The organism is Leptospira kmetyi serovar Malaysia str. Bejo-Iso9 (genome assembly GCF_000243735.2).
GTDB lineage: Bacteria > Spirochaetota > Leptospiria > Leptospirales > Leptospiraceae > Leptospira > Leptospira kmetyi.
Genome location: NZ_AHMP02000003.1, coordinates 3,562,122 through 3,588,352 on the forward strand (window position 1 = coordinate 3,562,122; position 26,231 = coordinate 3,588,352).

The 26,231-nt window shown below is 42.8% G+C and carries 15 protein-coding genes; 11 read left to right on the plus strand and 4 right to left on the minus strand.

Annotation, left to right across the window (positions count from 1 at the left end):
• Positions 1–10: 10 nt before the first annotated feature.
• Positions 11–727, minus strand: a complete 717-nt coding sequence (locus LEP1GSC052_RS19170) for a lipoprotein (RefSeq protein WP_010572646.1) — start codon at positions 725–727, stop codon at positions 11–13.
• A gap of 139 nt (positions 728–866) precedes the next feature.
• Between LEP1GSC052_RS19170 and LEP1GSC052_RS19175 the strand changes: the two genes are divergently transcribed.
• From LEP1GSC052_RS19175 to LEP1GSC052_RS19195, 5 genes are all read left to right on the plus strand, one after another.
• Entirely contained in the window at positions 867–1,277 is a 411-nt protein-coding gene (locus LEP1GSC052_RS19175; protein WP_010572645.1) for a hypothetical protein, read from the plus strand.
• Between the two features lie 426 nt (positions 1,278–1,703).
• The gene (locus tag LEP1GSC052_RS19180) at positions 1,704–2,345 is read left to right on the plus strand and encodes a hypothetical protein (RefSeq protein WP_167593885.1); all 642 of its coding nucleotides are present in this window, start codon (positions 1,704–1,706) and stop codon (positions 2,343–2,345) included.
• A 4-nt stretch (positions 2,346–2,349) separates the two neighbouring features.
• A complete protein-coding gene (locus LEP1GSC052_RS19185; protein ID WP_010572643.1) occupies positions 2,350–15,051 on the plus strand; it encodes a polymorphic toxin-type HINT domain-containing protein in 12,702 nt (4,233 codons plus the stop codon).
• An 8-nt stretch (positions 15,052–15,059) separates the two neighbouring features.
• Positions 15,060–15,659: a tetratricopeptide repeat protein gene (locus LEP1GSC052_RS19190; RefSeq protein ID WP_010572642.1), complete on the plus strand. Its 600-nt coding sequence runs from the start codon at positions 15,060–15,062 to the stop codon at positions 15,657–15,659.
• A gap of 856 nt (positions 15,660–16,515) precedes the next feature.
• Positions 16,516–17,085: a hypothetical protein gene (locus LEP1GSC052_RS19195; RefSeq protein WP_156892134.1), complete on the plus strand. Its 570-nt coding sequence runs from the start codon at positions 16,516–16,518 to the stop codon at positions 17,083–17,085.
• A gap of 310 nt (positions 17,086–17,395) precedes the next feature.
• Here LEP1GSC052_RS19195 and LEP1GSC052_RS19200 read toward each other — a convergent pair whose 3' ends face one another.
• Positions 17,396–17,890, minus strand: coding sequence for a hypothetical protein (locus tag LEP1GSC052_RS19200; RefSeq protein ID WP_040913212.1), 495 nt, complete (start codon positions 17,888–17,890; stop codon positions 17,396–17,398).
• Positions 17,891–18,619: 729 nt separating this feature from the next.
• The gene (locus LEP1GSC052_RS19205; protein WP_010572639.1) at positions 18,620–19,711 is read right to left on the minus strand and encodes a PAS domain-containing sensor histidine kinase; all 1,092 of its coding nucleotides are present in this window, start codon (positions 19,709–19,711) and stop codon (positions 18,620–18,622) included.
• A 411-nt stretch (positions 19,712–20,122) separates the two neighbouring features.
• Between LEP1GSC052_RS19205 and LEP1GSC052_RS19210 the strand changes: the two genes are divergently transcribed.
• The 6 genes from LEP1GSC052_RS19210 to LEP1GSC052_RS19235 all read left to right on the plus strand — a co-directional run bounded on the left by LEP1GSC052_RS19210 (position 20,123) and on the right by LEP1GSC052_RS19235 (position 25,149).
• Complete coding sequence (locus LEP1GSC052_RS19210; protein ID WP_040913735.1) at positions 20,123–21,409, plus strand: phosphoinositide-specific phospholipase C-related protein; 1,287 nt, start codon at positions 20,123–20,125, stop codon at positions 21,407–21,409.
• A gap of 277 nt (positions 21,410–21,686) precedes the next feature.
• Positions 21,687–23,000: a GAF domain-containing SpoIIE family protein phosphatase gene (locus LEP1GSC052_RS19215; RefSeq protein WP_020985559.1), complete on the plus strand. Its 1,314-nt coding sequence runs from the start codon at positions 21,687–21,689 to the stop codon at positions 22,998–23,000.
• Positions 23,001–23,138: 138 nt separating this feature from the next.
• Positions 23,139–23,822, plus strand: coding sequence for a response regulator (locus LEP1GSC052_RS19220; protein ID WP_010572635.1), 684 nt, complete (start codon positions 23,139–23,141; stop codon positions 23,820–23,822).
• A gap of 86 nt (positions 23,823–23,908) precedes the next feature.
• Complete coding sequence (locus tag LEP1GSC052_RS19225; RefSeq protein WP_010572634.1) at positions 23,909–24,346, plus strand: Spy/CpxP family protein refolding chaperone; 438 nt, start codon at positions 23,909–23,911, stop codon at positions 24,344–24,346.
• Entirely contained in the window at positions 24,336–24,887 is a 552-nt protein-coding gene (locus tag LEP1GSC052_RS19230; protein WP_010572633.1) for an RNA polymerase sigma factor, read from the plus strand. The genes LEP1GSC052_RS19225 and LEP1GSC052_RS19230 overlap by 11 nt, the downstream gene beginning before the upstream one ends.
• The gene (locus tag LEP1GSC052_RS19235; protein ID WP_010572632.1) at positions 24,880–25,149 is read left to right on the plus strand and encodes a hypothetical protein; all 270 of its coding nucleotides are present in this window, start codon (positions 24,880–24,882) and stop codon (positions 25,147–25,149) included. The genes LEP1GSC052_RS19230 and LEP1GSC052_RS19235 overlap by 8 nt, the downstream gene beginning before the upstream one ends.
• A gap of 208 nt (positions 25,150–25,357) precedes the next feature.
• On the opposite strand, the gene LEP1GSC052_RS19240 is transcribed toward LEP1GSC052_RS19235, so the two are convergent.
• Positions 25,358–26,230 (minus strand): efflux RND transporter periplasmic adaptor subunit, encoded by an 873-nt coding sequence (locus LEP1GSC052_RS19240; RefSeq protein ID WP_010572631.1) that lies wholly within the window; start codon positions 26,228–26,230, stop codon positions 25,358–25,360.
• Between the last annotated feature and the right edge of the window lies 1 nt (position 26,231).

Below are 26,231 nucleotides of genomic sequence, written 5' to 3' on the forward strand. Positions count from 1 at the left end.
AATTCTTAAGTTATTCCCAAAACTTCCAGTTGAAGGATGAGGAGCGGGTTTCTCGATTGAGAATGGATCTGATTCTTTCCGAAGTCATTTCTGCGAGTAGTGCGTTGTTGTCGAAGATTTCCATCGTTACGCCGGAACTCAGTTTGATCTGGGCTATCATCGCTCCGGAAGTGTTGTAGATTCTCACGAAAATTCCGGTGGTAACGTTCTCGTCCAAAATGTTGCCCGTTTTCTTTTCGTATATATAACCGTCGATGTACACGTTGCAGTTGGAAACGTTACACGCTTTTTGAATGTTTTCTTTCGACGGTTCCATCGGCTTTTCTCCGGATTCGGTCACAAGTCCGGAACCGCCGGTGGAAAGATTTCCGTAACCGAGTAAACTCGTACTACTTTGAGGAGGACTTCCCGTTACGGGAGAATTTTCGGACGGATTCGTTTTCGGCGGATCGGGTTGAATTTCCTGAATGGAAACATCCAGACCTTCTTTGGTTAAAAAGAATCTTAGGCTGTTCGTAAAATTCTCCGCTGAAAATCCTCCGAAGTTGGAAGGTTTTGCGGTGAATCGATTGATGCTGACCTTTTTGATCGTTCCGATTTTTTCGGTTGGGCTTCGAACATCCTCAACGTTTGAAATCCAATGAACCTTGGTTCTTTGAATGATCGCGCAGTTGAAGAGTAAGAAAGGAAGAAGAATCAGCGTTAGAAAAGGTTTATTTGATGTCATTCGTCAACTGCCGTCTCGTTTTGTACTACTATCATTCATTTCGGATTAATTTTGAAATTCTACATTATAAAAATTTCAGTTTTGCCGAATTATATGGTATTATTATATTAGAATTTGAGATATTGTTTATAGAATTAGAATGAAGTTCCTTTTTGCAGTTTTTATTTCTTTAGTTTTCGTTTTGATTACTTCTTGTCAGTTTAAGAACGACAAGGATGAGAATCAGGATTTGCTTCGAAGGCTCGTAGTCGGTAGCAGCACTCCTTCTTCGGCCAACAAACCTCCCGGCGATTCTCAATATTTTAGAATCGGCGGAAGTATTACCGGCTTAACGACGGGAGCTAACTTGACTTTGGCGGTGAACGGAACCGATCAAACGATCTTTAATACGGGTGGTCCGTTTCTATTTCCGTTTCCTTACCCGGATCACACGAGTTATGTGATTACGGTTCTATCTTCTCCTCCCGGTTTGACATGTACCGTGATTGCAAACGCGAATGGTGCGATTTCCGGCGCCAATGCTACGAATGCGATCGTGAGTTGTTCTTAATTTTCTAAGAAAGGTTGTTGTAGATCGATTTTTGTCGAGAAGGTCTGTGAACTGAGGAATAGGGCTTCCTTTGTGGTAGTTCCTACATTTCCCCTTGAATCACACCGAAATTCCCAAGGCGTCCTTTGAGATTTGATCGATTTGTAAGAGTTCCCACATTTCATTCTCAGCAGATTCTTCCTCCATTTTCCGGAATTCCTCCTTTCATTCTCCCCAAATCTATATTATGTCACATAACTAAAAGGACCAAGCAAAGGGCGAAAAATGTCAAAGAGCTCGGAAGTTTTGCCTTCAAATGGAAAAAAAACTTGTCAAAGATCCGACAGAAGTTCATTTTTAGCCCAAATTGCGGACTCTTTCCAAGGGAATGCATTAAGAAGAAAGGGTTTGCAACTGAAAGGAAACGGAAGCCAAGCGAAGCGTTTATTGTCGGTAGAATTTTCCAAATCGAGAAGATTCTGGACCGCGTTCGCATTTTTGGTTACGTTAGCCGGAATTTCTCAGTCGTTTTTCGGCCTTCAAACCTCGCAATTACACGCAAACATCCGAACACAAGCCCTTAGAATCGAAAGCCCGTCTTGGGAAACGATAGACGAAACCTCTCTCAACCAAGTCGACAAGGCGAGAATTTTCAAAACGGAATTTAGAATCGACGCCATTCTCCAATCCCGGATCGAACTCGGATATCAAAGCGGCTTATCCGGATTGCCTTCGGATCAAATTTTCGAAAACGGCCACGAAGACAAAATCGTTCAACTCGTAAGACTCGGAATTTTGGAAGAAGGAATATTCGAAATATCGAATATTCAACAATCAAGCAATACTAAAACACGCTCCTTAGAGGACACGAACGCAATCCGCCTTCTTCTGCTCGCGACAAATGGCGAAGAAGCGAAGGAAAGAACGTCCGTAAAATCGAAAAGAATGACCGGATCGGTGGGAACATCGACGGCAAAACGTTCCATAGGTTTTGTGGTGGTGGAAATCCAAAGAGCGGCAAAAAGAAAAATCACACGTTATTATGCCCGGTTGACTCATAGCGATCCGGAAAATAGAGGAAACATTTAAAAATATGAAAAACTCCGTTAGCAAACTTTACTCCGCAATTTTTTCAACGACTTCCTTCTTCACCGAATTCTCCTTAAATCGCTCCAAAGAATTTCGACGCACTTGGGATAACCCGAGAAAACGAAGAAAACTTCTCAAACGATTCCGATCTTTTTTCACGAAAGCGATCAAATCGATTCTACTTTTATTTCTAATATTCGATTTCTCTCTTGCTCCTCTCATGGCGCAACCGACTCTCTTCCGCGATCTTTGGAAAAACGGATCCGATGGAAAACTGGAGCGTCAATACCAGAACGCCGAGAATTCTACAACGGAAGCGGATTGGGACAAGTCTCTCAAAAGAGGAAAGGACTTACTCAAAGCGGATTGGGAAGCGAGAGCCGATGAAGAGATCGACAGAGAACTCGCGAAAAACGGAAAGACGAACGACGCGACCGCAAAAGCAGATTTAGAAAATGAAAAACAACTGAACCTTCAACAATGGGAAACCGAAGTTCAGTCCGAAATCGATTCTCGCAAAGGAGAATGGAAGGCAAGAATCGCAAGTTCCAGTCTTACCGATTTGATTTCCAATCTGGATCGTGAAACGTTGAGACAAGCCGTGTTGGGCGCAGAGAACGCTTCCAAAACCGGAACCAATGCAACGGAGAAGGTTCAACTTTTTGATCAGTCTCTGAACGGAGTGTTGGGTGCGTTTCGCGCGAACTGGGAAGACCAACTGGATACGAGAATCGGCGGTTTGGCGGGAGCGCTTACGTTTCAAAGTGCGGCCGAGTTCAATTCTTTTCAAAAGGCTTTAGGCGCGGTTAAGAATTATTTTTTATCAGAATATTATTATGAAGAATCTTCGATCGTCGCCGGTTATCGTGCGGGCTTCGTCGCAAGAGAAAATCAAAACGACGACTTAAGCGGTCAGATCGCGCAGGAAACCGATCCTTCGAAACTAGCGTTGCTTTTGATCGATCGTGCCAAAAGAAGCATCGATCAGAATTTTGCGGGAGTGATTCCTCAAAACGGAACCGTCATCAATCAACCGAACTTAACGGTGGAAGGTGCGGATCAATTTCAGACACAGGCTCTGAAAGCGCTGGAAGACGGACAAAAACAATGGCAGAGCGCGATCGACGATCTCTTACTTGGAAAGTTAAGATTCGATCGTCAATCGGAACTGGAACGTAAAAACGGAGAAGCCGAGTGGACGGACGCGTACGGAAAACTTCTCAAGGCGAGAGAGGATTGGTCCTTAGTCGTTAAGGCGCAGATTCAAAAGGGACTCGAAGCTTGGGATACGTCCGAGAATAATCTTCAACAGAATAAACAAGCCGCTCTTGCCGAGTTGGATAGAACTCTTGCAACCGGAAAGGAACAGTGGCAGGCGCACGTACGTGGAGTGGAAAGCGTCGTATCGGGCGGCGCGGATACTCTGACCACGATCGAATCGAACAAACAATTCTTTCAAGAAGCGCTGAGTCGTGCGCAACAACCGAACAGCGGTTACAACAGTACGATCATCGCGGAATACAGTACGCAGCTAACGTATTGGACAAACTTAGAAGGAAGAGTGAGAACTCTCGTAGCGAACGCTCAAAATTCTTTGCATGATACGGACGTAAGAGGAACCGGAGTAGGTCAGGGACTTCTATACGACGCGGGCGGAGCGGATAAGTATATTTATACGAGCACGGAGCTCGAGTTAAGAATCGCTCAAGCCGAGTTGAAAGTTCTTCAGGATAAAAGAGACAGAGCGCAAAGCGTATACGACTACGCGGTACAAAACGTAGCGCAAAAAACGCAAGAGCAGTTAGCCGCGGATCTTGCTACGATGAAGACCGACTTTCAAGCGAAGGAACAGGCTTATCTGAATCTTCTGAAGGAATTGAACGGGGGCGGAACCGGAACTAGTTATTCCACTCCGGGAATGGATTCGAATTCGACCGCGTCCGCGGCCGTGGACGGTGCGGTTGCGGGAGCGAATTTGTTAAGCGACTTGGAAGCCGCAAACAAGTTGATGGAAGAAAAACGTAAGGCTCTTGAGACCGCGAGAGCCAACATGGAAACTTCCAGAGCTTCGTATGATAGCGTCGTAAAGATGCAGGTGTTGATCAACAACCCTCAGTTGCTCGGTCAAATCGGTCAGTTGAGTTCGGACGGAGAGAAAGCGGAGAATACGGGGCTTAGAAGCGATATAGCAAACGCGAACCGCGAGCTCGAAGAAAAAAGGGAAGTATTGAGACAACAAGAGCAGAAGATGTACGAGCTTACGTACGAAAAAGCGAACGCTCTTCGGACTCAGACTTTCTACAACCAGACTCTCCAGCAGGTTTTGGCGTTCGAAGCCTTAAAGGATAACAAGGCTAAGATCGAAGGAATCATCGGCGGAACGGGAACGTTAAACGACAAAATCGACTCTTTGTTGTCCGGCGATAATCTTGTGACCGTATACGGCAACGATCTCGCATTACAAATTCGTAATAATCTAACCCAGTTAAAAACGCAACTTGTCGATCTCGATACTCCCGTGATGAATTCAGCGACCGGATTCGACGCGCAAGCAACCGGAATCAAAAACGCGGCGGATCAGTTTCCAACGATCGACTACGCTCAGAAGAAGCAGGACTTGACGAATTATCTCAATCAGATGGTCGCCGCGCGTAATAATCTCGCCAATATCAACAATTTGGATACGAGTTACTTGGCGATCGATCGACTCGATCAGGGAATCGATTATTTGGAATCCCTCCTCGCGAACTGGGATGATGTTGCGGACGGAATGACGGATGGATTGGATGCGATCCGAACCAGTTCCGGAGATTATCTTACTTATTCCGCTTCTCATGCCGCGGACAAAGGAACTCTTTCTTATTCCAATCAGATGCTTTCGTTTAGCGGACAACTGCAGAACGGGGTGAATGGAGTCGGACAATTCCAAAGTTATCTCGCGGAGATCGGTCAGACGAAACAATTCTTAGATACGGCTTTATTGGATTCGATCCAAAGAGGGGGCGTACTCGTCGAGACTACTCTTACCGGCGGAGACAGGACGCTTGCTCAACAATTTTTTGCCAATATCAAAAGTGGAGCGGATCAAAACGGGAAAACGCTTCAGAATTCTTTTACGAGCGTAAACGAATCTTTCAACGGTTTGGGTGCGAGCCTCGGAACGTTCGGTGAATCTTTGAAGGGATTCAGAAACAGTTTGGAAACAAGAAACGGAAAGGTAAGCCAAGTATCCGCTGCGTTGTTGTCTTTGTATGAAAGTCTTGAATCGGAGTTTCAAGGAAGAAAAGCCCAACTTGAATTCTTATTGGATCAAAACGGAAGCGAAACGAGCTTAACTCAGATTCAGAAGAATTTAGAGAACACTCGTAATTTGGAAGGCGCGAAGATCAACGAGATAGCGATGGAGAAGTTGATCGATTATCTGAAAGATTTACCCGCGTCCGAACGAAACATCGATTCGATCTATCTGAAAGTCCTCAAGGATTCGGATGCCAGACTCGCGGATCTTAAGTTGGGTCCGAACGAATTGGAAGATAGAAAAGCGACCGAACTCGTACTTGCGTTTATTAAAAATCAAAATAGCGCTTTAGCGAGAAGTCTTGCTTCTCCCGATTACGACGACTTTATCGAAAGTTTGGAAACACAACTCGGTTCCGCGACTCAGATTCGTTCCTTCTATGAAGGCGGAGGAACGTTAACCGATACACAACGCAATGATATTCGAGAAAACGGAACGGCGGAGCAAAGAAGAACCTTAAACGAGTATTATTCTTTCGGTAGCACTTTCTTTTTTGGTCAAGAAGCGGTATCTAAAGTCGCTACTATGGATGCGACGGTCCAAGGTTTCGGATCTTTTGCGAATTCGGTAAGAACCGGTCAGGTGCTTTCCACGTTGAGAGACGATTATTTCAAAGCTCAGGAGAATAAAACCAACGGTCTTTTGAAAGAGCTTCAAACCTTGATTCCCGGTTTTAACGATTTAACCGCGTCCGCTCTTTATCAGGATTCGTTTGTGATCGGAGATCAGACCGATCATGATACTGCGGAAGAGGATCGTAGAAAGAATCTATTACAAGAATTGTTGAGCGGACTCAATACGAACGAATCTCTTTTAACCGGGCTCGGTGACTTGGACGTTTTGAGAGCGTATTACGGGGACGCGACTGCGGTTAAGATTTATGGTGAGACTTTAAACTTAAGTTCCGAGTTGGAAGCTAAGAAGGCGGATTATGCATCCGTGATCGGGAATATCGGTCCTGTATTGGATTCCGCGACTTATCCTGCGGAGGATTTGCTGAATTTTCTTACACCGTCATTGAATAGTTATTATGCGGGACAGCTAAACTCCTATTCCAGTTTGCTTGGGATGAAGAATTATATGGATCCAAGCACTTCGGTTCAGACGTTTAATGGAATTGATTTTAGCGGGATCGAACCCTACGTTGCTAGTTTACAGACGAATGTAGGCCTTTGGGATTCAAAGCGAAGTTCTTTAGACGCTAGTGTTACTGCATATACCTCTCTTAAAACAGAGCTTTCTGCTTTGACAGCGGGTACTCCCGTTTACGAGGCGAAATTATCGGAAGTAACAAACGCACTCATTTCTATGAATGCCGTTTACCAAGAGGTTAAGAGTTATTTCTCAATTGTCTCTGCGGACTCTGTACAATTGAGCGCAAAATCTCAATTGATTTTAAAAGATATGAAGACGAGTATTGGCGCGCCTAATGACAAAATCATTATTGATACGACAACATTTAATACCTTACCTCCAAGTATCCAAAGCGCTTACTATAATGATCCTAGTTCCTTTTATGTGGCGGGTGCTGCTACTTCAAACTCTGTAGGTTATGTAGTTCAGTGGGAAATGGTATTTGCTCAAAATGGAATGGCAGTTCTTCAAAATCAAGATTCTTTTAACACTGCTTTGAATGCACGTTCTAGTTCTGCCGGTCTTTTTCTAAATCAACTTGCCGCATCCAAAGCCGACTTGGACGCAACGAATACGAAAATTACGAATTTCAAAAACGGTTTAGAAAATCGGATCCAAGTTTTTATGAATCAGGGAAGTCAGAATCAGATTTCCAGAGAAACGTTAGCCGTAACGGTAGAAAATCTTAGAAATTTCTTTTTGGAAAAACAATACAACGGAGAAGAAATCAATCCGGCTATCTTGGAAGCATTGGAAAACGCCGGAGTATTCACCGATGAAATCGAAAAACTGAATTATTATAAAAACATTCCCGTCGCAGACAGAACCGAAGCCAAATTAAACGCTTCTTTAACCGATGCGAAATCGTATACAACCGCGCTCGGAGACGCGGAAAAATTGTTCCAGAGTTTGAGAAGTACGATCGGTAGCATCGAGCAAACCGGAAAGCCGCTTTCCTTATCCATCGATCAGATCAACGATTCTTTGAAAAAATACGAGGATCTAAAAACCAAGCTGGACGGAAAGGCATTCGCACTGGATTCGAACATCGTTTCCGGAATGGAATCTTTGAAAGAATTCTCATGGGAGAATCACAAATCCACTTTGGTTCAAGCGTTCTTGACTCGAACCGGAGATAGCTTTAACGTAAATCAATTCTTAAACGAGATCAAATCGGGCAAATACGTATTGCCCGGAAGCAACGGGACCACCGTACAGAAGGACGCTAAATTCTTAGGTAAGGATTTAACGGCGGCACAACTTGCGGAACTGACCGAACAACTCGATTATTATGCGGATCAATCAACGATTCAAAACGTAAGTCTTGCATCCGGACTCGACGCCTTTCTTTCCACCCAGGATCCGACTTTGAAAGCGGAGTTGCAACAGAAAGCTGTTTCCGTAGGTTATCAAAGAATTTTAGCTTCTCTCAATCAGGGAGTGTTTTCGGACGTATCTTCTCTTCCCGCAAGTCTTACCAACTTCGCGATCATTTCCAATTACAATGCGTTCTTAGCTTCCAAAACGAATTGGAACGCGAATAACGCGGCCGATAGAGATGCGGCAAAATCCGAATACCTCTTGCGAGTGGGAGGAGATCATGGAGAGGCCGCGATTCTTTCCGATTATCTTTCGAATTATTCTTCCAGAAACTCTTCGTATTATCTGCCCGATTTTTTAAAAGAAGCGGAAGTGCTTCAGTCTTATTATTCCAGACAGGCGACCGATAATCTTCAACCGGATGATTTGGCTTCGTTGACTACTTGGTTGCAGAACAAAAAATACGAACCGAGTTTAGTGCAGGCATTGAACAAGGCCGTTCGTATGGATACGATTCTTTCCAACTATTCGGGAGAGGATACCACCGAATATTTGAACTATTCAAACTCCAAGCTCGCAGGCGGTTTGAGCGATGCGGAGAAGGAAGGATTCTTTCTCAATCAATCGGGCGCTTACAATCCGTTCGGAAATTTGAATTCCGCATCCGAGATTCAAACGAATCAGCTTTTGCGCGATTTTCAATTTAAGACCGGCTTTAAAGAATTGGCGGACACGTTTGATACGGACGGTTTACGTTTAGCGAAGGCCAAGGCTCAGGCGCAAAGGGACGAGAATACTGTCAAATATTCCTACGATTTGGTAAAAGGAAACATCATTGTAGAATCTTATTTAAGTTATTTGAATATAGGTCCGAAAGGTCAGCTCGAGCCGAGCCAGGATACCCAAATCACAAATCGACTCAGAGAACTTGAGTTCCAAGCGGAACATAGACTCGGCGGGTTTATGAATCTTGTGGAAGGTTATAAGAGTTTCGCATTCGATCCGGATAAGGAAGATCAAAACCCTTCCATTCGAAGAGCCTTGGAGGATTTTTCAACCTCCGGTTATACGGTTCGAGACGAGGTTTATACCAAGGATGGTTCCGGCAACTATACGTTCATGGCGGGAATCAACAATCTCAAAGGCATCATTGATAACTATGTGGACAATAACCTTCCGGGTCGTTCTGCCAATGAAGATCCTTATTCCGAGTCGGGTAGCGCTAAGGGAAGTATGTCCGGTTCCGCAAGTGCGATCATCGATGCGGGAAAGAGTATCGGAATCATCACCAACATCAACAACACTCTTCAAGGTTTAACCGGGGATAATCTTACCAACAAACTTGCGGAACAGTTAAAGACGGTTAAGGATAATTTTTTGGCGGCTGAGAATACATTCGAAGATGCTCAGACCCAATTAAATCAACAAAAACTAAACGTGGACAACGCGCAAGCTTCGTATACGGCGAAACAAACTCAGGTTACCGCCGCATATGGGGCTTTCAATGCAGCTCAAGCCAGCCTCTCCAATCTAAGCGCGGTTTACGATTACGCGGTTCTTGCGAATTATACCCAACATCAAAGTGATGCCAATGCAGATAGTACGGTGACGGTCGGGAAACCGATCGATCTCGCCAAACAACGATTAGACGAGGCGAACGACGCCGTGAACGCGAAACTCAAAGAGGTTCAAGATTTACAAACTCGCGTAAACAACCAAACCACGCTCGCGTCCTTACAAGCGGACCCTAACGTAGCCTTGAACAAACAACAAACGGAAGAATGGGCAGAAAGAGCGCTTCGATTCAGCCAAGCAGAAACCGTGATTAAGGATCGGATGCAGGATTTGAAGAGTCAGATCGCGGCGAAACGAAGTGAATTGCAATCTGACTTAAAAGGAGTATTTGTTCCGAACGTATTATTGAATGAAAATGGTTTGGATGGTCTGATTGATCCGAATACATCAAGTTACAAGAGTTTAGAAACTAAGCTTCGCGGAGAATACTCGATTATGGAGGGGGTTCTCGGTGGGAAAATCGGTTTTTGGGATTTTGTAAACGGTGGAAGGGGAGATACAAATCCTCCACGATACGGTGGGGGATTAGCAAATCAATATCCCGAATACGATATTCTTAGCTATATCAGAAGTTTGAACGGTGGCACGTCGCTGGCTGGTAATATGAAACAAGCTCAGGACAGTTTTGACGGAATGTGGGTTTGGAACGCGGGAGTTTGGGGTGAATATTCCGCTGGCTTGCGTCTTCAGAATGGAACCTATGCAGATTATAACAATGCGATGTGGAACAAATTCAACCAAGACCAAGGGGCTCAAGCGCTTACGATCGCTCTTATGGGCTGGGGAAGTCTTGCCGTTGGTATCGCGGCAATCGGTAAAGCGACCGCATGGGCAAATGCACAGAACAGTTTGAATGCGGCAATCAACACTGCCACTGTTAAAACCAACGAACTCAAAGCGCTTCAAGAAAAACTCAATTATTATACGGACATTTCTACAGGGGATCAGTTAAAAAGTGTTCTTCTTGGAAACGGTTCTATCGATTCTTTGAATACGGGGCTCAACGCATCGGATCTTGATTATCTCGTGGGCACGGGCGGAAAGTTAACCGCCGACAGTTTGAAATGGAGTACCGGAAGCGGACAAGATCTGAACCTGGATCGGATCGCAGGTAAGAATGGAAATACCGTCGTACAAGAAAGTTATGTTCATGACGCATACGGTTTGTTGGTCCGTCAGGGACAAACTGTACCCGGCGGCGCTAGCGCATCTTCGACCACATACAATAGCAATGGAATTTTAGTTTCTTTTATGACGAGTGCGGATCAGTTTTCTTCCGCGCTTGCCGTTCTTGCAAAATCTCAATACCAAATCGAGAAGCGAGAATACTTCGCGGCTCAAGAAGCGTATGTGGGTCCGGGCGGACAGAAAGCGGATCAGAAAATGATCCTCGACGACCGTGAAGGTTTTTATTCAGGACTGATCCAAACGCTCAGTCAAAACACAGGTAAGAACATAGAGTATGAAATGTATCAAACCGTCGTCACGGATTATATGGGCGAAGGTCAAATCGTAGATCAGTTGTATGAGATCAACGGAGAACAACAAAAGCAAACTCAGTTAAAAGTCTGGGAACAAAAAGAAAAAGAATTCAATGACAAAAAGCAAGAATGGGTGCAAAACATCGAGTTCTTGCAGAATACCGGGAACGCGCGTTTTAACGATATGCTCAGTTTGATGAACAAAAACTGGGATGCGTGGAGAACGGATTTTAACGCGAAACAAAAAGAAGGCGAGCAGGCCCATATCGATGCGATTGCAAAAGCTTTGAAATCCAAAGCCGATTGGGAAAAGGATGCTATCGCGAGTCTAAAAACCCAAGGCGACGGATATGAAATCCGAAGCGCTTACGATCAGATTCAGAATATTTTAAATTCTATGTCTGCGAGCTTGCCGACCGACGTCGGAATCGCAGTAAACGCGAACACGATTCTCAACCAGGTGTTGTTAAACAGACCTGCGGAATTGGATGCGTCTCTACTTCAACAAGGTGCATATGCGAACGTTCAATTCTTTGTGGATCAACTTCAGAAAACAAAATTAGACGATTCTTCTATTAAGAATTTTGAAAGTCTTCGTAAGGAGATGGACGAATCTTCGAAGAAGGTGGTAGTTCTACAAACGTTAGATAGTTTGTGGAGTTTGCCGGTAAGTTTTGAAGAAACGATCAATGGTGCGAATAAAGCTCTATCGGATCAGTTGACTTCTCAGCTTGCGAACGATGAATTTATTCCTGCGGGAGGCGGATATATCCGTAACGTAACCGGACCGACAGGGGAAACGGAAACACAGGTTCTTCCCGGTTATAATTCGTATAAATATATAAAACCGGACAAGTTGCCGACCTTGATGGACAGCAACAATCGCGCTTGGGATTTGACCGATTACAATGCGTTAACAAAAGACGGGGGCCCCACAACGGTCGAGCTTCAGTCCATGGTAAAACTGGCTCGAGAAAAGATGACCCAGGACTTCAAGAAGACATACGATCCTGAAAACACATCCAACCGTGAAGTCGCGGCGATCGCGTTGGATCCGATGGCTCAAGCGAAGGTATTTCAATCTGCGCAGTCGGCTTTACAAAGGCTTTTTACGGATCCTCAAACTGCATTAGAATTTGCTCAAGCGGATGACGAAGGCAAGGCGGCTATGAAAGAATCCGCTATGAATTCGGGTTATTTAGTCGGTCCTACCGAAGGTGGAGCTTTCGGAGATCATCACTTCACTCAATTCTTTACCATCTTAAAGATGAAGGAAAAATACAACGAAATCAAGAACAAGGGAGAAGCTCTCCAAAAAGATCCGTTGTATAAAGGTTTTGAAGGTGTGGGTGGAGCTGGAGCCGCTAAATTCTATGTTCAGAATAAGAGCACGATCAACGCTATAGATTCTGTATTATCCACAATTCCGATCGTAAACAGAATCAATCCACTTGCGATCATGAAGAGTGTCGTGAATGGAGGAATCTTAGGACTCGTAACGAATGTCGCTTCGGTTGTGACGGAGGCAGTAAGTACGGTCGTTTCTACTATTGCTACGGCTGGAACTGCGACAACAATCGTAAGTATGGATTATTCCTATGAACAAGGTTTCGGGGCGAAAGTAGACGTCGGGGTTGGTATCGGTCCCGCGAGAATTTCGTATGCGACGATTGGTTATTCCGAGTTTGGAGGATTTGAAGCCAGCATAGGAGCTACCGGAAAGATCGGTCCTGTGGAGGTAGGTGCAAGGATTACCTACAGCGAGAAGAACGGCTTCGGTGCATCGGCCAGCGCTGGAGTCGGACCTTTTACCGCCGGGTTGAATTATTCACAACAAGGTGGATTATCCGCAGCGGTCGGTTACAAGAATTCGGATGGCGCCGTTATCGGCGTAAGATGGTCCGAGAAAGGTGGTGTTAGCGCTAGCATAGGTATGGCAGGTAAAAACGGCTACGAAGGTGGACTTACTTTTACAAAAGACGAAGGCTTTGGTGCATACGCTGCTAAGAACGAATATAATAAAAACAACCAACTCACGGGTAGCAAGGCTGTGACCTTCAATGAGAGGGATGGTCTGGGTGCTAAGATAACAATGAAAGATCCAAGCAACGCCAACAGCGCACTTGGAATTGATCCTCATACATCTTTAGCGATCTCTCAACGCGGTGGAGTCTCCTTAGACTATGAGAGCGCAAACGGTTTTGGAGCTTCTGTCAATGTAGGCTGGGATGGAAAATATTCAGGTTCAGTAACTCAGAAATATGATAGCGGCAATAAATCCAATGGAAAGGCAGTAGGCGCCAGTGCTACAGTCAGCTTTGACTCCGAAGGTAATTTCAGTGGAAGCAATAATTGGAACGGAACGAAAGCTGGTGAGGATTGGCAGAATGGAATCGCACTGGGTCAAGGTTCTTTGATGGGTGCAATGGAAAGTGTGAGTGAGAACGTTGCTAAAAACTATGCTGAAATGGATGCCGCGAAGAAAGCAGCCTTAGTTGCAGCTTCTAAAAAACCTGGTAGCAGTATCAGTCCTGAAGATTTGAAAAATTGGGACGAACTTTCTGATAAAAAGAAAGAAGAGATGGTCCAGAAAAATTTAAGTGGGAATGAAAGTGGTCAACATGAAACACGGACGGGAGTTTGGAATCGTCTGAAAGGAAGTGTAGGAGATTTTGTCGGTCAGCTATCTGGTAATTATGCAGATCATTCTGGCGAGATGATTAGGGATGACGAAACTAAACAAATGGTATTCAAGAACCGAACTTGTTTTGTGGCCGGGACGTTGGTTCATACGAAAGATGGTCTGAAAAAGATCGAGGAAATTCAGGTTGGGGATATGGTTCTTTCTAAAAGTGACGTATCTGGGGAAATGTCCTATCAAAGAGTTGCGAATACATTTGTTCGTCAAGCAGATGCAATTTACAAAGTGTCTTTCGAAGACGGGACAGAATTAAAGACCACTTGGGATCATCCATTTAGAATTCTAAAGGAAGATTCAAATAGCCAAGAATTCAAAATGGAGAATTCAAGGTGGACTCAAGTAAGAGATCTCGTTGAAGGTGATATTGCTATAACTGCTGAAGCAGCAACTCTAAAAGTAATTTCGATTCAGATTGATCAAAAAATAGAAACCGTTTACAACTTCGAGGTTGTGGTAAATCATACGTATTTTGTTGGGGAAATTGGGGTTTGGGTCCACAATAACGATACGGTGAAATATTCTGCAATAGACCCTAATGTAGGGTTAAAATACGGATTGTTTTTTCCAACGTTACGTATGGCTGCTGACGAAGAGCATATAAATAAAATGGGACAAGCTGCTGAGGCAGTAGTCGATCATTGCTCAGGTCTTTTGGGGACTATTGGCTGCGGTCTCGATGCACTAAGTCTTACAGGATTACCACCTATAGGGTCTTTATCCACGAAAACGCTAGGTTTTTTGAAGAATTCACCTAAACTACTTAATTTAGCGAATAAAATTTTAAGAAATACTGAACCTGATATAAACCCTGGTGAGCGAGAAACAGGTATTAAAATTGCAGATGTTTTTAAAGTTGGGGTTGGAGTTGATGGAAAAACTGGTAATGGTAAAGTATATTTCGGGATCGGTCAAAAAGATGCGGCTGAAGTTAAAATGAAGGTTTTTTCCTCGGGGGATGTTGAAGCAGGGTTTAAAATTGATCCCCTAAAGGCAGGCGCATCGCTTTCAACTCATGAAGGAATTAAATTCAAATTTATACCAAATAGTAATTTGGAAATGTCAGTTGTTCCAAACTTTGGACAATCGACTCCGTGGAAGCTTGAAGTGAAAGCTACAAATTCTAATAAAGGACAAGTAAAAATACCAATATCACCTTATTACGATAATGATCGACAAATGTCAGTCTATCCATATTAGATTGTTTTATGAAGTATATTTTATTAATTGTAGCAGTATGCATAGTGACATCTTGTAAAGACCAGCGTCAAAAAGCAGTGTACCTATATAATTCTGGAAATTATGAGGAGGCATTGAACCTATATGATGAGGTTGAGAAAACAAGTAAATTAGATTATATTGATTACTATCGAATTGCTGCAATATACCGTTCTTTGAAGCAAAATGAGAAGGCAATCATTTACTTTAACAAATCACTCGAATTAAATAAGGATAATCCAAATACGTTATTGGCATTAGGAAATATTTATGAAGATGATGGCTATTATCAAAGGGCAATCGATCTTTATTTAAAAGCTTTAAATACTAAAGGTAAACCATCTGATTTTGTTTTATTTTTTAGATTAGGTAGATGTTATGAGGAAACAAGGGATGTTGAAAAATCAATTGTATTTTTTACAACTTTCTTAGTACAGGCGTCTGAATTTGAAAAAGCTGGAAAGAAATTGGATGGTTATGAAAATTTGCTTGAATATGCAACGAAATATATAGAGACCAACGCTTCGAAAGTTAAGTCGTTGCACTTTGATTCGCAGATTTTTGACGAAATAAATAAAAAGAAAAAATAATGACTGCCTCTTATAGAATTGGTGTGTAGCGAATTTTAATGCAATGATGATATATTGGGAATATATAATATACAAAGAATTTGATGCATCTGCAAGCTTTTTTATTGGAATATTGAATTTAAAATTTGTTCTTAGTTGTATTCCAAGATTTAATAATCTGTCTCGTTTTATTTAATATAGAAAAGATAATTGTATGGTTTTAGAAATAAGAAACTTAGACAATCATTCCGGTTTTATACTTATGGGGCAAACTGCGTATGGTCTGGTAATCGCATTATTTGCCTGGCAATCTTTTTGATAGAGATTGACGAATCTTTTGGGCTAAACGTATAGGGCAAACGACGAACTACGGTGAAGGTCACGATTATGATTCTATAGACAAGTTGTCGATAGAGTGCTTCATATCGAGCGTATAGTGATGGTTATGCAGAGATAGAAAGTATTATAAAATTTCAAGAAACTAATGTGTTTGGAAGTCTGATACAACGCTACTGGATCCTGGGTTTAAGGTTCCTGTAATTACGGTTAATTCGGCGTTACTAAATATTCAAAAATCATATTTAAATTATATGAATGCCCGAGAGTAAAATATTCGAAACTCAAAAAAAGCAATTGTGGAGACAGGAGATATAATAGTGGCTTCCTAGGGTCCCGGTCTGTTTTAATAATTAATTTCATTTTGTTAGTAGCAAATAGTTGTTGTAATATAAAAAAGAGAGTTTAGAGCAGCCCGAAATTAGAGAGAATTTTATCGGTAATGTTGATTTTGCAAAAGCAGAGTATGATAAAGATATGCTATTTTAATTTGTTTCTTTTCGTAATATTATGTTCTCCAGCAGATACAAAAGAATGTGTTATGAAAGAAGCGGAATGGGCGGTTAATATAACTGATAGTGTTCCTCGGTGGCTAAAAGGAAAAGTCGTTAAAAAATCTACAGAACTGTTTAGATATAGAACTTCACGCGTTTCTTACTGCTATGAACCAAATAAATCAGAAGTTAAGGTCATTAACGATGGTTATGTTGCTCTTTTTACTCAAGATGAATTTCGAACCTTTTTTGCAGCTAAAGAATTAAAGTATCCCCTTGGAAATCATTATGGTTACTACGGTTACAGAGGGGCTGGAGACGATTCCGAAGATATTTTTTTCCAGCAGGATCTCTTCAAGGTTTATATTGGTGGAAATTGTATAGTAGAAAATGGAAATGTTAGCTGTAACTCAACTCGTTCAAATACCTCCGAGTATTTAGTCGGTCAATATGTTATTTCAGGCGAGCGAATTAGAGCCGTTGCTGATCATTTAATTAATGAAAGAAAGAATAAAAGAATTAAAATAAGTAATCCATTGTCATATGTATTACACCGTTGCGGGCCCCAACAACTTTGTACCGAAGGCGGTTTAATTTATCATTTTATTAAACCTTAAATTGTAAGAAATTAATCAGCTTGATTTCTTACCCCATTGTTTATTTCTATCATGAATATTCTATTTTGTTAAGGGTTCAATAACGTGAGTTTCTAAAGAATCGAGGAAATAGATCCCTTATTATCCGAGGGCTTTTGGTTTGCTTTTTCAATACGTGATAAATTCAGCCGAAATGTGTAAGAAAAATCGATACCTTAACCATTAACCACAAGTTTAAAGCTTTGCACAAATGAAAAAATTCGTAAAAATAAAAAAACCCGGTCTTTTAAACCGGGTTTTTTTATTCGAAGTAAAGTCAAAGTATCTCTTCTTAGTTTAACTGAAATAATCCAGTTCCGTTATTGGAAGTGATAATAAGAGTGTAGGCTCCTGCAACGTTAAATTTGATTTGTGCAGTACTTGTAACTGTCGAAGTTCCAGAGACAAAAGAATAGTCCACACCAGCCACGGCAAGTGTACTAGATGTAGAGAGTGGACAATTTCCTTTATACACTACGACTGAAAGCGTACCTGAATTTGCTGTAATCAATCCAAGGCTATTTACTGGTGCGGATGCAATTTGGACCGCTCCAAGACCAGTCGTTCCGCTAGTAGTAAAGCTAAGAGTCTGAACTCCGCCATTTTGAGTCGCACTAACAGACGCAATAGGAAGTGTAATTCCAGAGGCAGTGTAAGCACAAGTAGTCCCGCCGCTCAACGCAAGAAGCAGAGCAAGATTTGTGTTATCATCCTTTTCATCTTTTTTGCACGCAGACAGAAGGCTGATCAGAGCGAGACAGACTCCAATTTTTTTAACTAATTTCATTTTAAAAATCTCCATCAATTTTGAAATATTACATCGATTTGGCGAAGGCAGGTCAAGTTTTTTTAATGTCGGATCTTTGTCTTTTTTGTAGTGGGAAAATGCCGATCGTTTTTAATTCAAAGTTGAACGAAGTCGAGCGACAAGAACGGGCATCGTATAAACTCAAAGGTAAGAAATAAAAGAAACTTGGAAAATTTTGATTGTCGCTTTTGCTTATTTTTTACTAAGAAAAATTTGAATTTTATGTCCGTAGTGAAAGAAGGAAAGGATAAAACCAAAATCGTAAATTCTTAATTATTGTTCATGCTTGTTCTTGTTAAGCAACGAATCGGAGTGAATTTAGTTTTTTATAATTTAACTTTTAGAAATTTTTAACCGGCTTTCCTTTTAGTATTCTTAGATTTTATCGTCGACATACTATATTCTTTACTTTTTTCAATAGCGCCTGTGGTGGAACAAGACTTTCTCGATTCACTGTGAAGAAGATTGACTTACGCTATTATATTTTCCAATTAAATTGTTAAGCGACAAGTAAAAGTTAGATCGAGCCGAAGTGATTGAACTCGAGAGAGGGGATTTGCAAAAATTCTATTTTCTACAAATCGAGCCTTATAACTAAGTGCTTCCGGGAAAACCGAGCCTTACGAAGAAAGCGCTTAAAAAAACGAACGGCGCAGGTAAAACATTCCAAAGAAAAGTTAGGAAAGCCGAAACTTGTAATAATCCACATCAACCAAAAAGCAAACTCGCACAAGTCCCTTTGTGCTTCTCGCTTTCTAAACGAAACTCAACGTCCGTCAATCTTGAAAAATCCCTGCAGAGTTTGACTCCGAGACCGGCGCCGCTTTCGTTCAACGTGCCGGGAGAAGAATAGGATTCCTTGGAAAAAACTTTTTGGAGTTCTTCGGAGGACATGCCTACGCCTTCGTCGATGACCGAAATCAGTTGTTGATCCGAGATCACTTTCGCCTTTAAGAAAACGGTTCCGCTCGGTTTTGAAAACTTAAGGGCGTTGATAAAAAGATTTCTCACGATCACTTTGAAAATTTCACGATCACTGAATATTAGAATATTCTCATCTAAATCCATTTCAACACGGATTTGTTTCAGTTTGATGAAGTCGCTGTACAGAGCGGTCAGTTCTTCGATGATGGGAACGGGCGAAAAAGAACTTTTGCTGACGGAAATGTTTCTCGAATTCGCTTTGACCCAGTTCAAAGTGTTGTCGATCAAGTCGATCGTGAGATAGGTTTGAATGTTTAACTTGGAAAGATAGGGATAAAGATCCGTGGTGGAAATCTCTTCGTTTTTAAATAAGGAAATGAGAGAAATGATTTGTATCAAAGGAGTTCTTAGATCGTGCGCGAGAATGGAAAGAAGTTGTGACTTAGTCGAATTGTTGTGAGCCAACTCGAGATTCGAAGTTTCTAAATCGTGGATATCTTGAAAGGCAACCGCGTTCAATTCTCCGAACTCCGTGCTTCGGATGTGAAACCATCTTTCTCCGTTCGATTTGGTTCTGATCTTCGCTTTCATCGAAGTGCTGTGTCGGCCGCTGGTTCTTCCGTGACGGACTCCGGCCCACCAATCCGATCTGATTTCGCTTCTGTAAACCTCGTCCGGATATGCCTGAATAAACCAGTCGTCCAAGGTTGGAATTTCCTGGATCTTATAGCCGATCAATTCCCGAAAACTTCGATTGAGATAAAGGGTTTGAAAACGGTCTTCTTTGACCTGTGAGAGCAAGACGGGACAGGGGATAAACTCCACGAAACGTATTTTATCTCCGATGTTGTCTAAAGCTTCCTGAATCAATTCCATCTTTTAAAATCCGCATCCGATTCGAAAACATGGTTCGAATCTTTCTAATATAAAGAATGTCTAATAGTATACTCTATGAATAAGATTCTCCAAATAAAAAAATAATTTCCATCGTTAAAAACTAATTTCGAATTGTGTCAAAAGTTCGGCGCAAAATATTAAACGAACATACTTTTCGAACGAAGCGAAACGACAAGCGAACCCAACAACCCGAGTATATGCTCGCATTTGTTTCCCATTCTTCCCAAACACATTCAAAAATTATGATTCTTTTTTATTTCGGTTTCTCCGCGCGAAAAAACGAATCTTTGTAAGCGGAATATAAGTCTTTTGAAACGCAGTTCCGTTAAGATCTGCTTCGGTGAAATTCCTCGTTCGGGGAAAAGCAAAAACATAGAAAAGGTGAAACATATGAAGAGAATTTTAACGATTCTCATCGGTTCTCTCTTGTTGGGAACCGTGGGAAATCTTTACGCAAGCCGTGGCGCGGTGGTCGAAAATCCGATCGACGTTTTCGAAAAATCTTTCGAGAACAAGGTTCTTTCCATTCAAAGAAAAACCCAGGTCAACGCAAACCTTCCGGTGCATCGGGCTCTTTTTTACGGAACCCACAATTCATACAACAGCAAGTCCTATGCGGGTCCGTTTTTTTCTTACGCGTTTCCGAATCAAAAATATTCCATCGGTGAACAACTTCGTTTAGGCGCGCGTTTTATCGAACTGGACATTCATTGGACTTTGGGCACACACGCTCGCAAAGAACTTCTTCTTTGTCACGGTCAGGACAGTCACGTGGGTTGTAACGTTTTCGACAGACCTTTTTATAAAGGTTTGGAAGAGGTTCGCGATTGGGTTTCCAATTCCGCAAACCGCAACGAGGTTTTGGTTCTTTACATTGAAGATAAGATCGACGGTCATTCTTCGGAAGCTCTTCAAACGTTGAAGGACTATCTCGATCCTTGGTTGTATCGTTACTCCGGCAGTTGTTCGGACATTCCTTCGCCTGAGAATATGCCGAAGTTGGGCGACATGGTCGCTTCCAATAAAAGAATTCTTCTGATGAGCAACGGTTGTTACGATTCTCAGTGGAGCGGTTACTTCAAAAGAATTTTCTTCGGTTCCACCACGAGCAGTCCGAAGGATTTTAAAGGTTATCCGGATTGTAATTACTCGAGAGCCACTTACAATTCTACGATGGTGCGTTTCTTCAACGATACGACGAACTACTTCGGTTTTTACGACGGCGTAAAAGAAAGCGGTTCATTCACGAATTCTAATATAGCTTCCATGCTTTCCTGTGAAGTGAACGTCTTCGGAATCGATCAGTTCGATCCCGATTTCGCGAAACAGGCGATCTGGTCTTGGAACGCATCCGAACCGAACAACTGGGCGGGCAACGAGAACTGCGCCGTTCTTTGGAGCAACGGACGATGGAACGATCTCAACTGCGGCGCTTCCAATCGTTTCTCTTGTAAGGATTCATCCGGTAATTGGTATGTTACTTCCGGTAGCGGTTCTTGGGGTTCTGGTAACGCCCAGTGTTCTTCCGAAACCGCAGGTCGCTTTAAATTTTCGGCGCCGCTTACACCTTACGAAAACAAAAAACTTTTGGAAACTAAGAACTCGGTCGGAGCGGGGGATCTTTGGATTAACTTAACGGATCAGTATTCGGAAGGAAATTGGGTTCCGGGCAACTGATAAACTGCACGCCACTCTTTTAAAAATCTATTCCCGGGACGGATGAGAATCCGTCCTTTTTTTTGTTTCGAGGTTTTATCGAAATCTTTCCGCTTTTTTAAACCGAACATAAATAATTAATTTAGAGGGTAAAAATGGATGGAAATTTCCTAATTTTATGACAGTCTGATGACCTAAATTTTAGGATTTAAGCGAAATCGCTCTTCAAATAAACTCGATGATACCGGACACGATTGAAACCAAGGAGGACACTCTACGTCGTTTTAACAAGGAGCTGATGTCCTTGGCGAAAAATCCGGTGATCGACAGCGGGGATCTGAACGCCGCGTTGCACGTTCTTACCGAATCCATTTCAAGAGCGTTGAACTGCGAACGATGTAGCATCTGGTTTTATAAGGAAGTGAAGATTTCCATCCAATGCCTCGATCTTTTTATTCTCTCCGAAAATTCCCATAACTCCGGAATGGAATTGTTCCAAAAGGATTTTCCCCATTATTTCGAAGTGCTTCAAAGTCAAAGACTGATCGTCGCGGACGACGCGGTGAACGACGAAAGCACGCGGGAATTCGCCCAAAATTATCTGAAACCTTTGAACATCGTTTCGATGCTCGACGCTCCGATCCTGATGGACGGCAAACTTCTCGGAATCATCTGCAACGAACAAGTCAGCGACAAACGCGCTTGGACTTTGGAGGAACAAACCTTCGTCGGTTCGCTCGCAGATATGATCCCGAGAATCTTTCAAGCCGTGGAAAGAAAAAAGGCGCAGGAAGAATTAAAAAAAGCGAACGAACGTCTCGAACAAACCGTTAAGGCAAGAACGAGAATCATCCTGAATCAAAAGGAAGAATTGGAACATCAGATCAAGATGGCCAAAAAAATCCAAGGCGCGCTTCTTCCTTCCGTTCTTCCGAAATCCGAATACGTGGATCTGCAGTATCTTTATACTCCGATGATGGAACTCGGCGGCGACTTCGTTGATTTTCTTTACGACGAGGAGAATCACACGCTCGGCTTTTTTATCTGCGACGTTTCCGGTCACGGAGTTTCGGCGGCGCTTCTCGCTTCCATGGTCAAGATGTCTTATCCCAATTGGAGATCGTATATTCAAAATCCGGAATATGGTTTGACTCAAATCTACGAATCCCTTTGCGGAAAATTCGCGGGTCATTTTATCACGGCCATTCTCGGGACGCTCAACGTCAAAACGGGCGAGGGGAGAATGACGAACGCGGGTCATTGCCCTCCCGTGTTGTTGAAAAACGGCAAAAAGCCCCAGGTTTTCAATCGAACCGGCGCCTTGCTTACGGATCTGATCGCTCTGAAACTCGAAACGATTCCGTTTCATTTGGACGAAGGCGACAGGCTCGTGTTGTACACGGACGGAATCATAGAAGCGTTTAGCGAACGTAAGGAGATGTTCACCGAAGAACGTCTTCTCGCTCTTTTGGATTCCAGCGAAAACAAAACATTAAGCGAACTCTGTCAAAACGTATTCTCCGAAGTGAACCGATTTATGGGAACCGCCCACGACGGATTTATGGACGATCTTACCATTCTCGCTCTCGAAAGAAGAATTCCTTTTTCCTAATAAACCGAAACGTGTTTTTCGGTTTATTTCCGGCGCTGGGCCGCCAAGCAAAACCCTCCGATCGATTCTTAAAATAAATTGTCAAAAAAAATAGTTCGGATAGAAGTGTAAACGTCATTCACGGGAGATTATTATCTTATGAAAGTCGCAGCGACTTATTCTTTGTTATTGGCCGAAGACGACGAAAGCAACGCGGAACTTTTGATCCGTCATTTGGAACGATACAACTTCGACGTGGATCACGTCGTCGACGGAATCGCCGCGGAAATCAAACTGAGAAAGACGCGTTATGACCTCATTCTAACGGACAACCGTATGCCGAAGTTGAGCGGTTTGGATCTTTTGGAAAGAATTCCCGAAACCAACCGTACGACTCCGATCATTTTCCTGACCGTAAGCAACGAAAGAGATACGATCATACAAGCGGCGCATAATAAAAGACTTGTGGCTTATCTTTTAAAACCGATCGACACTCAGGTTCTGATCGAAAAAATCTGCAGCGCACTCGGAGTTCGAGTGGATTCCCTGATCGATAAGAAGGAGTATCCCTTCGAAATTCTTCCGTTTACGAACACGGATCAAGGAATCGGAGTGGGAATCGAACTGAAAGGTTGTCCTTACGGAAGAAGTATCGAAAAACTCGTTCAGGAAATTTCTTTTTTCCTAAAGGAGCTTCCTTCTTTACGAAGCATCTTAATCAAAGTGAATCCCGAATTCTTTTATTTTAAGAACGGGGGACAATTACTTTCTTCCCTTCGCGATCGTTTAGCGATCAAATACGAAATCAGAAAAGAAGACATCATCATTCAGGCGGAACATTAATCCGAACTTCCTTTCGAACTTCCGTGAAAAAAATGGAACCTCGTTTATCGCTTTTGGTCAGAGGTTTAGAAAATGGGAGGAATCCAATGAAAGGATTTTTAAAAGTTTCCGGTCTGATTCTTGTAGCGGCCGCATTGTTTGCGGGAGGTTGTAGATATTACAAGTCTCCCGAAAAAAGAGCGGAGTTTGTGGTTAAGAAGATCACTTCGGAATTGGATCTGAACGATTCTCAAAAGCAAGTTCTCAACCGCATCAAGGACGAGATTCTTACCAAGAGAAAAGATCTGAAATTGCAAGGACCGAGAATTCCGGCCGAAGCGCTTGCAGAATTTCGTCAGCCCGCTTTGGACGAGAAAAAAATAAACAAGTCGTTCGAACTTGAGATGAACAAGATGACCGAGATGAGAAGTTTCATGACTAAAAAGGCGATCGAGTTTCATGCGGTTCTCACTCCGGAACAAAGAAATAAACTAGTGGATTTGATTACAGAGTTTCAACAGAAACACCGTCATCATGATGACTGAATCTGAGTTTACAGAAATCGTAAGTTCCACAAGGGACATTGTCCTCTCTGCGATAGAAAAAAATCTCGCAGAGAGGTTTTCTTATGCCATAGACGACGTGGCGCAAGAAACCTATTTTCGCGCGTACAAAGCCTTAAAGAAGGATCAGTTTCGCAAAGAATCAAAACTGAGTACCTGGTTGTACGCGATCGCCAGAAACGAATCCCTTAGAATGAACGATAAACTGCGAAGAGAGGAAGAGAGAGCTGAGAAACTGGCCAAGTCGAAAAAAGAGGAAGACTTCCTCACGGGCCATTCTAACCTGAACGGGAATTCGAAATATTCCGAACAGAATTCTCAGGAAGTGATCGGGATGTTGCGCTCTCTTTTGGTAAAAATTCCCGATAAATACAGAAGGGTTCTCGAATTCTATCTTGCGGGCTATTCCGAAAAACAAATCGCGGAAACGATGGGCGTAAAACCCGGAACCGTCAAGTCGAGAGCGGCCAGAGGAAAAGAGATGATGAAACGAGTTGGAGCAAAGGAGAAATTTTATGACTAATAAGAACACTTCTCCTATGGAGGGAGAAATCCTGAAAAGAAAAAAGGATCAGGATTGGGTGAACAACATCACTTCGAACGTGATTCGAAGAGATAAAAAAGAGACGAGAAACAAACGCATGTTAGGCGCTTCTCTCGTTTTGTTTTTGGGACTGAGCGCTTACGCGGGTTTTTGGTTCCAGGATTCCGATATGGATATGCGGGACTCCGATCTTTTGAGCATCGGGGTTTTTGAGGAGTTGGAAAGCGCACTGAATAAATGATCGGTGCGTTTTTGTAAGATTACTTTTCGAAATTTCCGGAAGGATCTCGGATGATTTTTTCCTTCGGCCATACGCTTGGGAACGTATAACCGGGGCCTTTGACGTATTTGAATTTCCCGGATTTTCTTTCCTTGAGAATCGAAATAGACGCGGTGTTCCATCCACGATCCGTTCACCGCTCCACCTTCCGCAAAAATAAAAAGTAACTTTAACGTATTTGCACTCCTTCCGTGATCCCTTCTCCGGGAAACAAGACTACCTCGTCGCCTTCTCCGAGTCCTTCCCGGATCAACGCGTTCTCTCCGCTTCTCGATTCTAATATTACTTTTGTCTTATGAACCTTGTTCTTCGACACTCGAAACACGAACCAATCCTCTCCCTCTCGAAACAAGGCCGCGGTCGGCGCGATGATTTGATTCTCCTTTTTTTCGCTTACGATTTTGCACCGGACTTGAAACCCTTCTCCCATTTCCGAAGGAGGATTAAAATCCACGATGGCTCTGACTCTTTGTTCTTCCACGCCTAAGGAGGAAACTTTCGTAAACGCGGCGGGTTCCACGAGTTTGAGTTTGCCTTCGAGTTTTTCTCCGCCCCATCCTTCGATTTCTACGACGTTGCCCGGATGAAGATGAACCGCTTCTTGTGTGAGAACTTCCACGGCGATTTCCATCTGATCGGTGTTGCCCACTTCGAGAAGAGGACCTCCCATTTCGATCGGACCTTCGCTTTCTCTGAGAACTTTCAGCACCTTACCGTTGATAGGCGACGTCACGGTCCGATCGTAATCCCATTTTACGACCGCAAGAATTTCTCCTTTTGTAACGGATTCTCCCGCGTGTTTGTGGATTCTTTTTAGAACTCCGTTTACGGGAGAATAGATCGTAAACTTTTCACGAACCCTCGTGATCCCTTCCTCTTCCACGATCTGTTGATACGTTCCTCGGATCACTTTTGCGGTTTCCGAAACGACCGGTTTGGGTCTGAGCAAAAACCACAGGAACAAGATCACAATCAAAACGATCGCGCCGATTCTGAATCTTCGATCCGAAAGAATTTTATCCAATGTCTGCTTTAAGTCCATG

Excerpts from the sequence above, each read along its gene's own strand:
- LEP1GSC052_RS19170 (WP_010572646.1), bottom strand. The coding sequence starts at position 727 with ATGACATCAAATAAACCTTTTCTAACGCTGATTCTTCTTCCTTTCTTA.
- LEP1GSC052_RS19175 (WP_010572645.1), top strand. The coding sequence starts at position 867 with ATGAAGTTCCTTTTTGCAGTTTTTATTTCTTTAGTTTTCGTTTTGATT.
- LEP1GSC052_RS19185 (WP_010572643.1), top strand. The coding sequence starts at position 2,350 with ATGAAAAACTCCGTTAGCAAACTTTACTCCGCAATTTTTTCAACGACT.
- LEP1GSC052_RS19190 (WP_010572642.1), top strand. The coding sequence starts at position 15,060 with ATGAAGTATATTTTATTAATTGTAGCAGTATGCATAGTGACATCTTGT.
- LEP1GSC052_RS19195 (WP_156892134.1), top strand. The coding sequence starts at position 16,516 with ATGAAAGAAGCGGAATGGGCGGTTAATATAACTGATAGTGTTCCTCGG.
- LEP1GSC052_RS19200 (WP_040913212.1), bottom strand. The coding sequence starts at position 17,890 with ATGAAATTAGTTAAAAAAATTGGAGTCTGTCTCGCTCTGATCAGCCTT.
- LEP1GSC052_RS19205 (WP_010572639.1), bottom strand. The coding sequence starts at position 19,711 with ATGGAATTGATTCAGGAAGCTTTAGACAACATCGGAGATAAAATACGT.
- LEP1GSC052_RS19210 (WP_040913735.1), top strand. The coding sequence starts at position 20,123 with ATGAAGAGAATTTTAACGATTCTCATCGGTTCTCTCTTGTTGGGAACC.
- LEP1GSC052_RS19215 (WP_020985559.1), top strand. The coding sequence starts at position 21,687 with ATGTCCTTGGCGAAAAATCCGGTGATCGACAGCGGGGATCTGAACGCC.
- LEP1GSC052_RS19220 (WP_010572635.1), top strand. The coding sequence starts at position 23,139 with ATGAAAGTCGCAGCGACTTATTCTTTGTTATTGGCCGAAGACGACGAA.
- LEP1GSC052_RS19225 (WP_010572634.1), top strand. The coding sequence starts at position 23,909 with ATGAAAGGATTTTTAAAAGTTTCCGGTCTGATTCTTGTAGCGGCCGCA.
- LEP1GSC052_RS19230 (WP_010572633.1), top strand. The coding sequence starts at position 24,336 with ATGATGACTGAATCTGAGTTTACAGAAATCGTAAGTTCCACAAGGGAC.
- LEP1GSC052_RS19235 (WP_010572632.1), top strand. The coding sequence starts at position 24,880 with ATGACTAATAAGAACACTTCTCCTATGGAGGGAGAAATCCTGAAAAGA.
- LEP1GSC052_RS19240 (WP_010572631.1), bottom strand. The coding sequence starts at position 26,230 with ATGGACTTAAAGCAGACATTGGATAAAATTCTTTCGGATCGAAGATTC.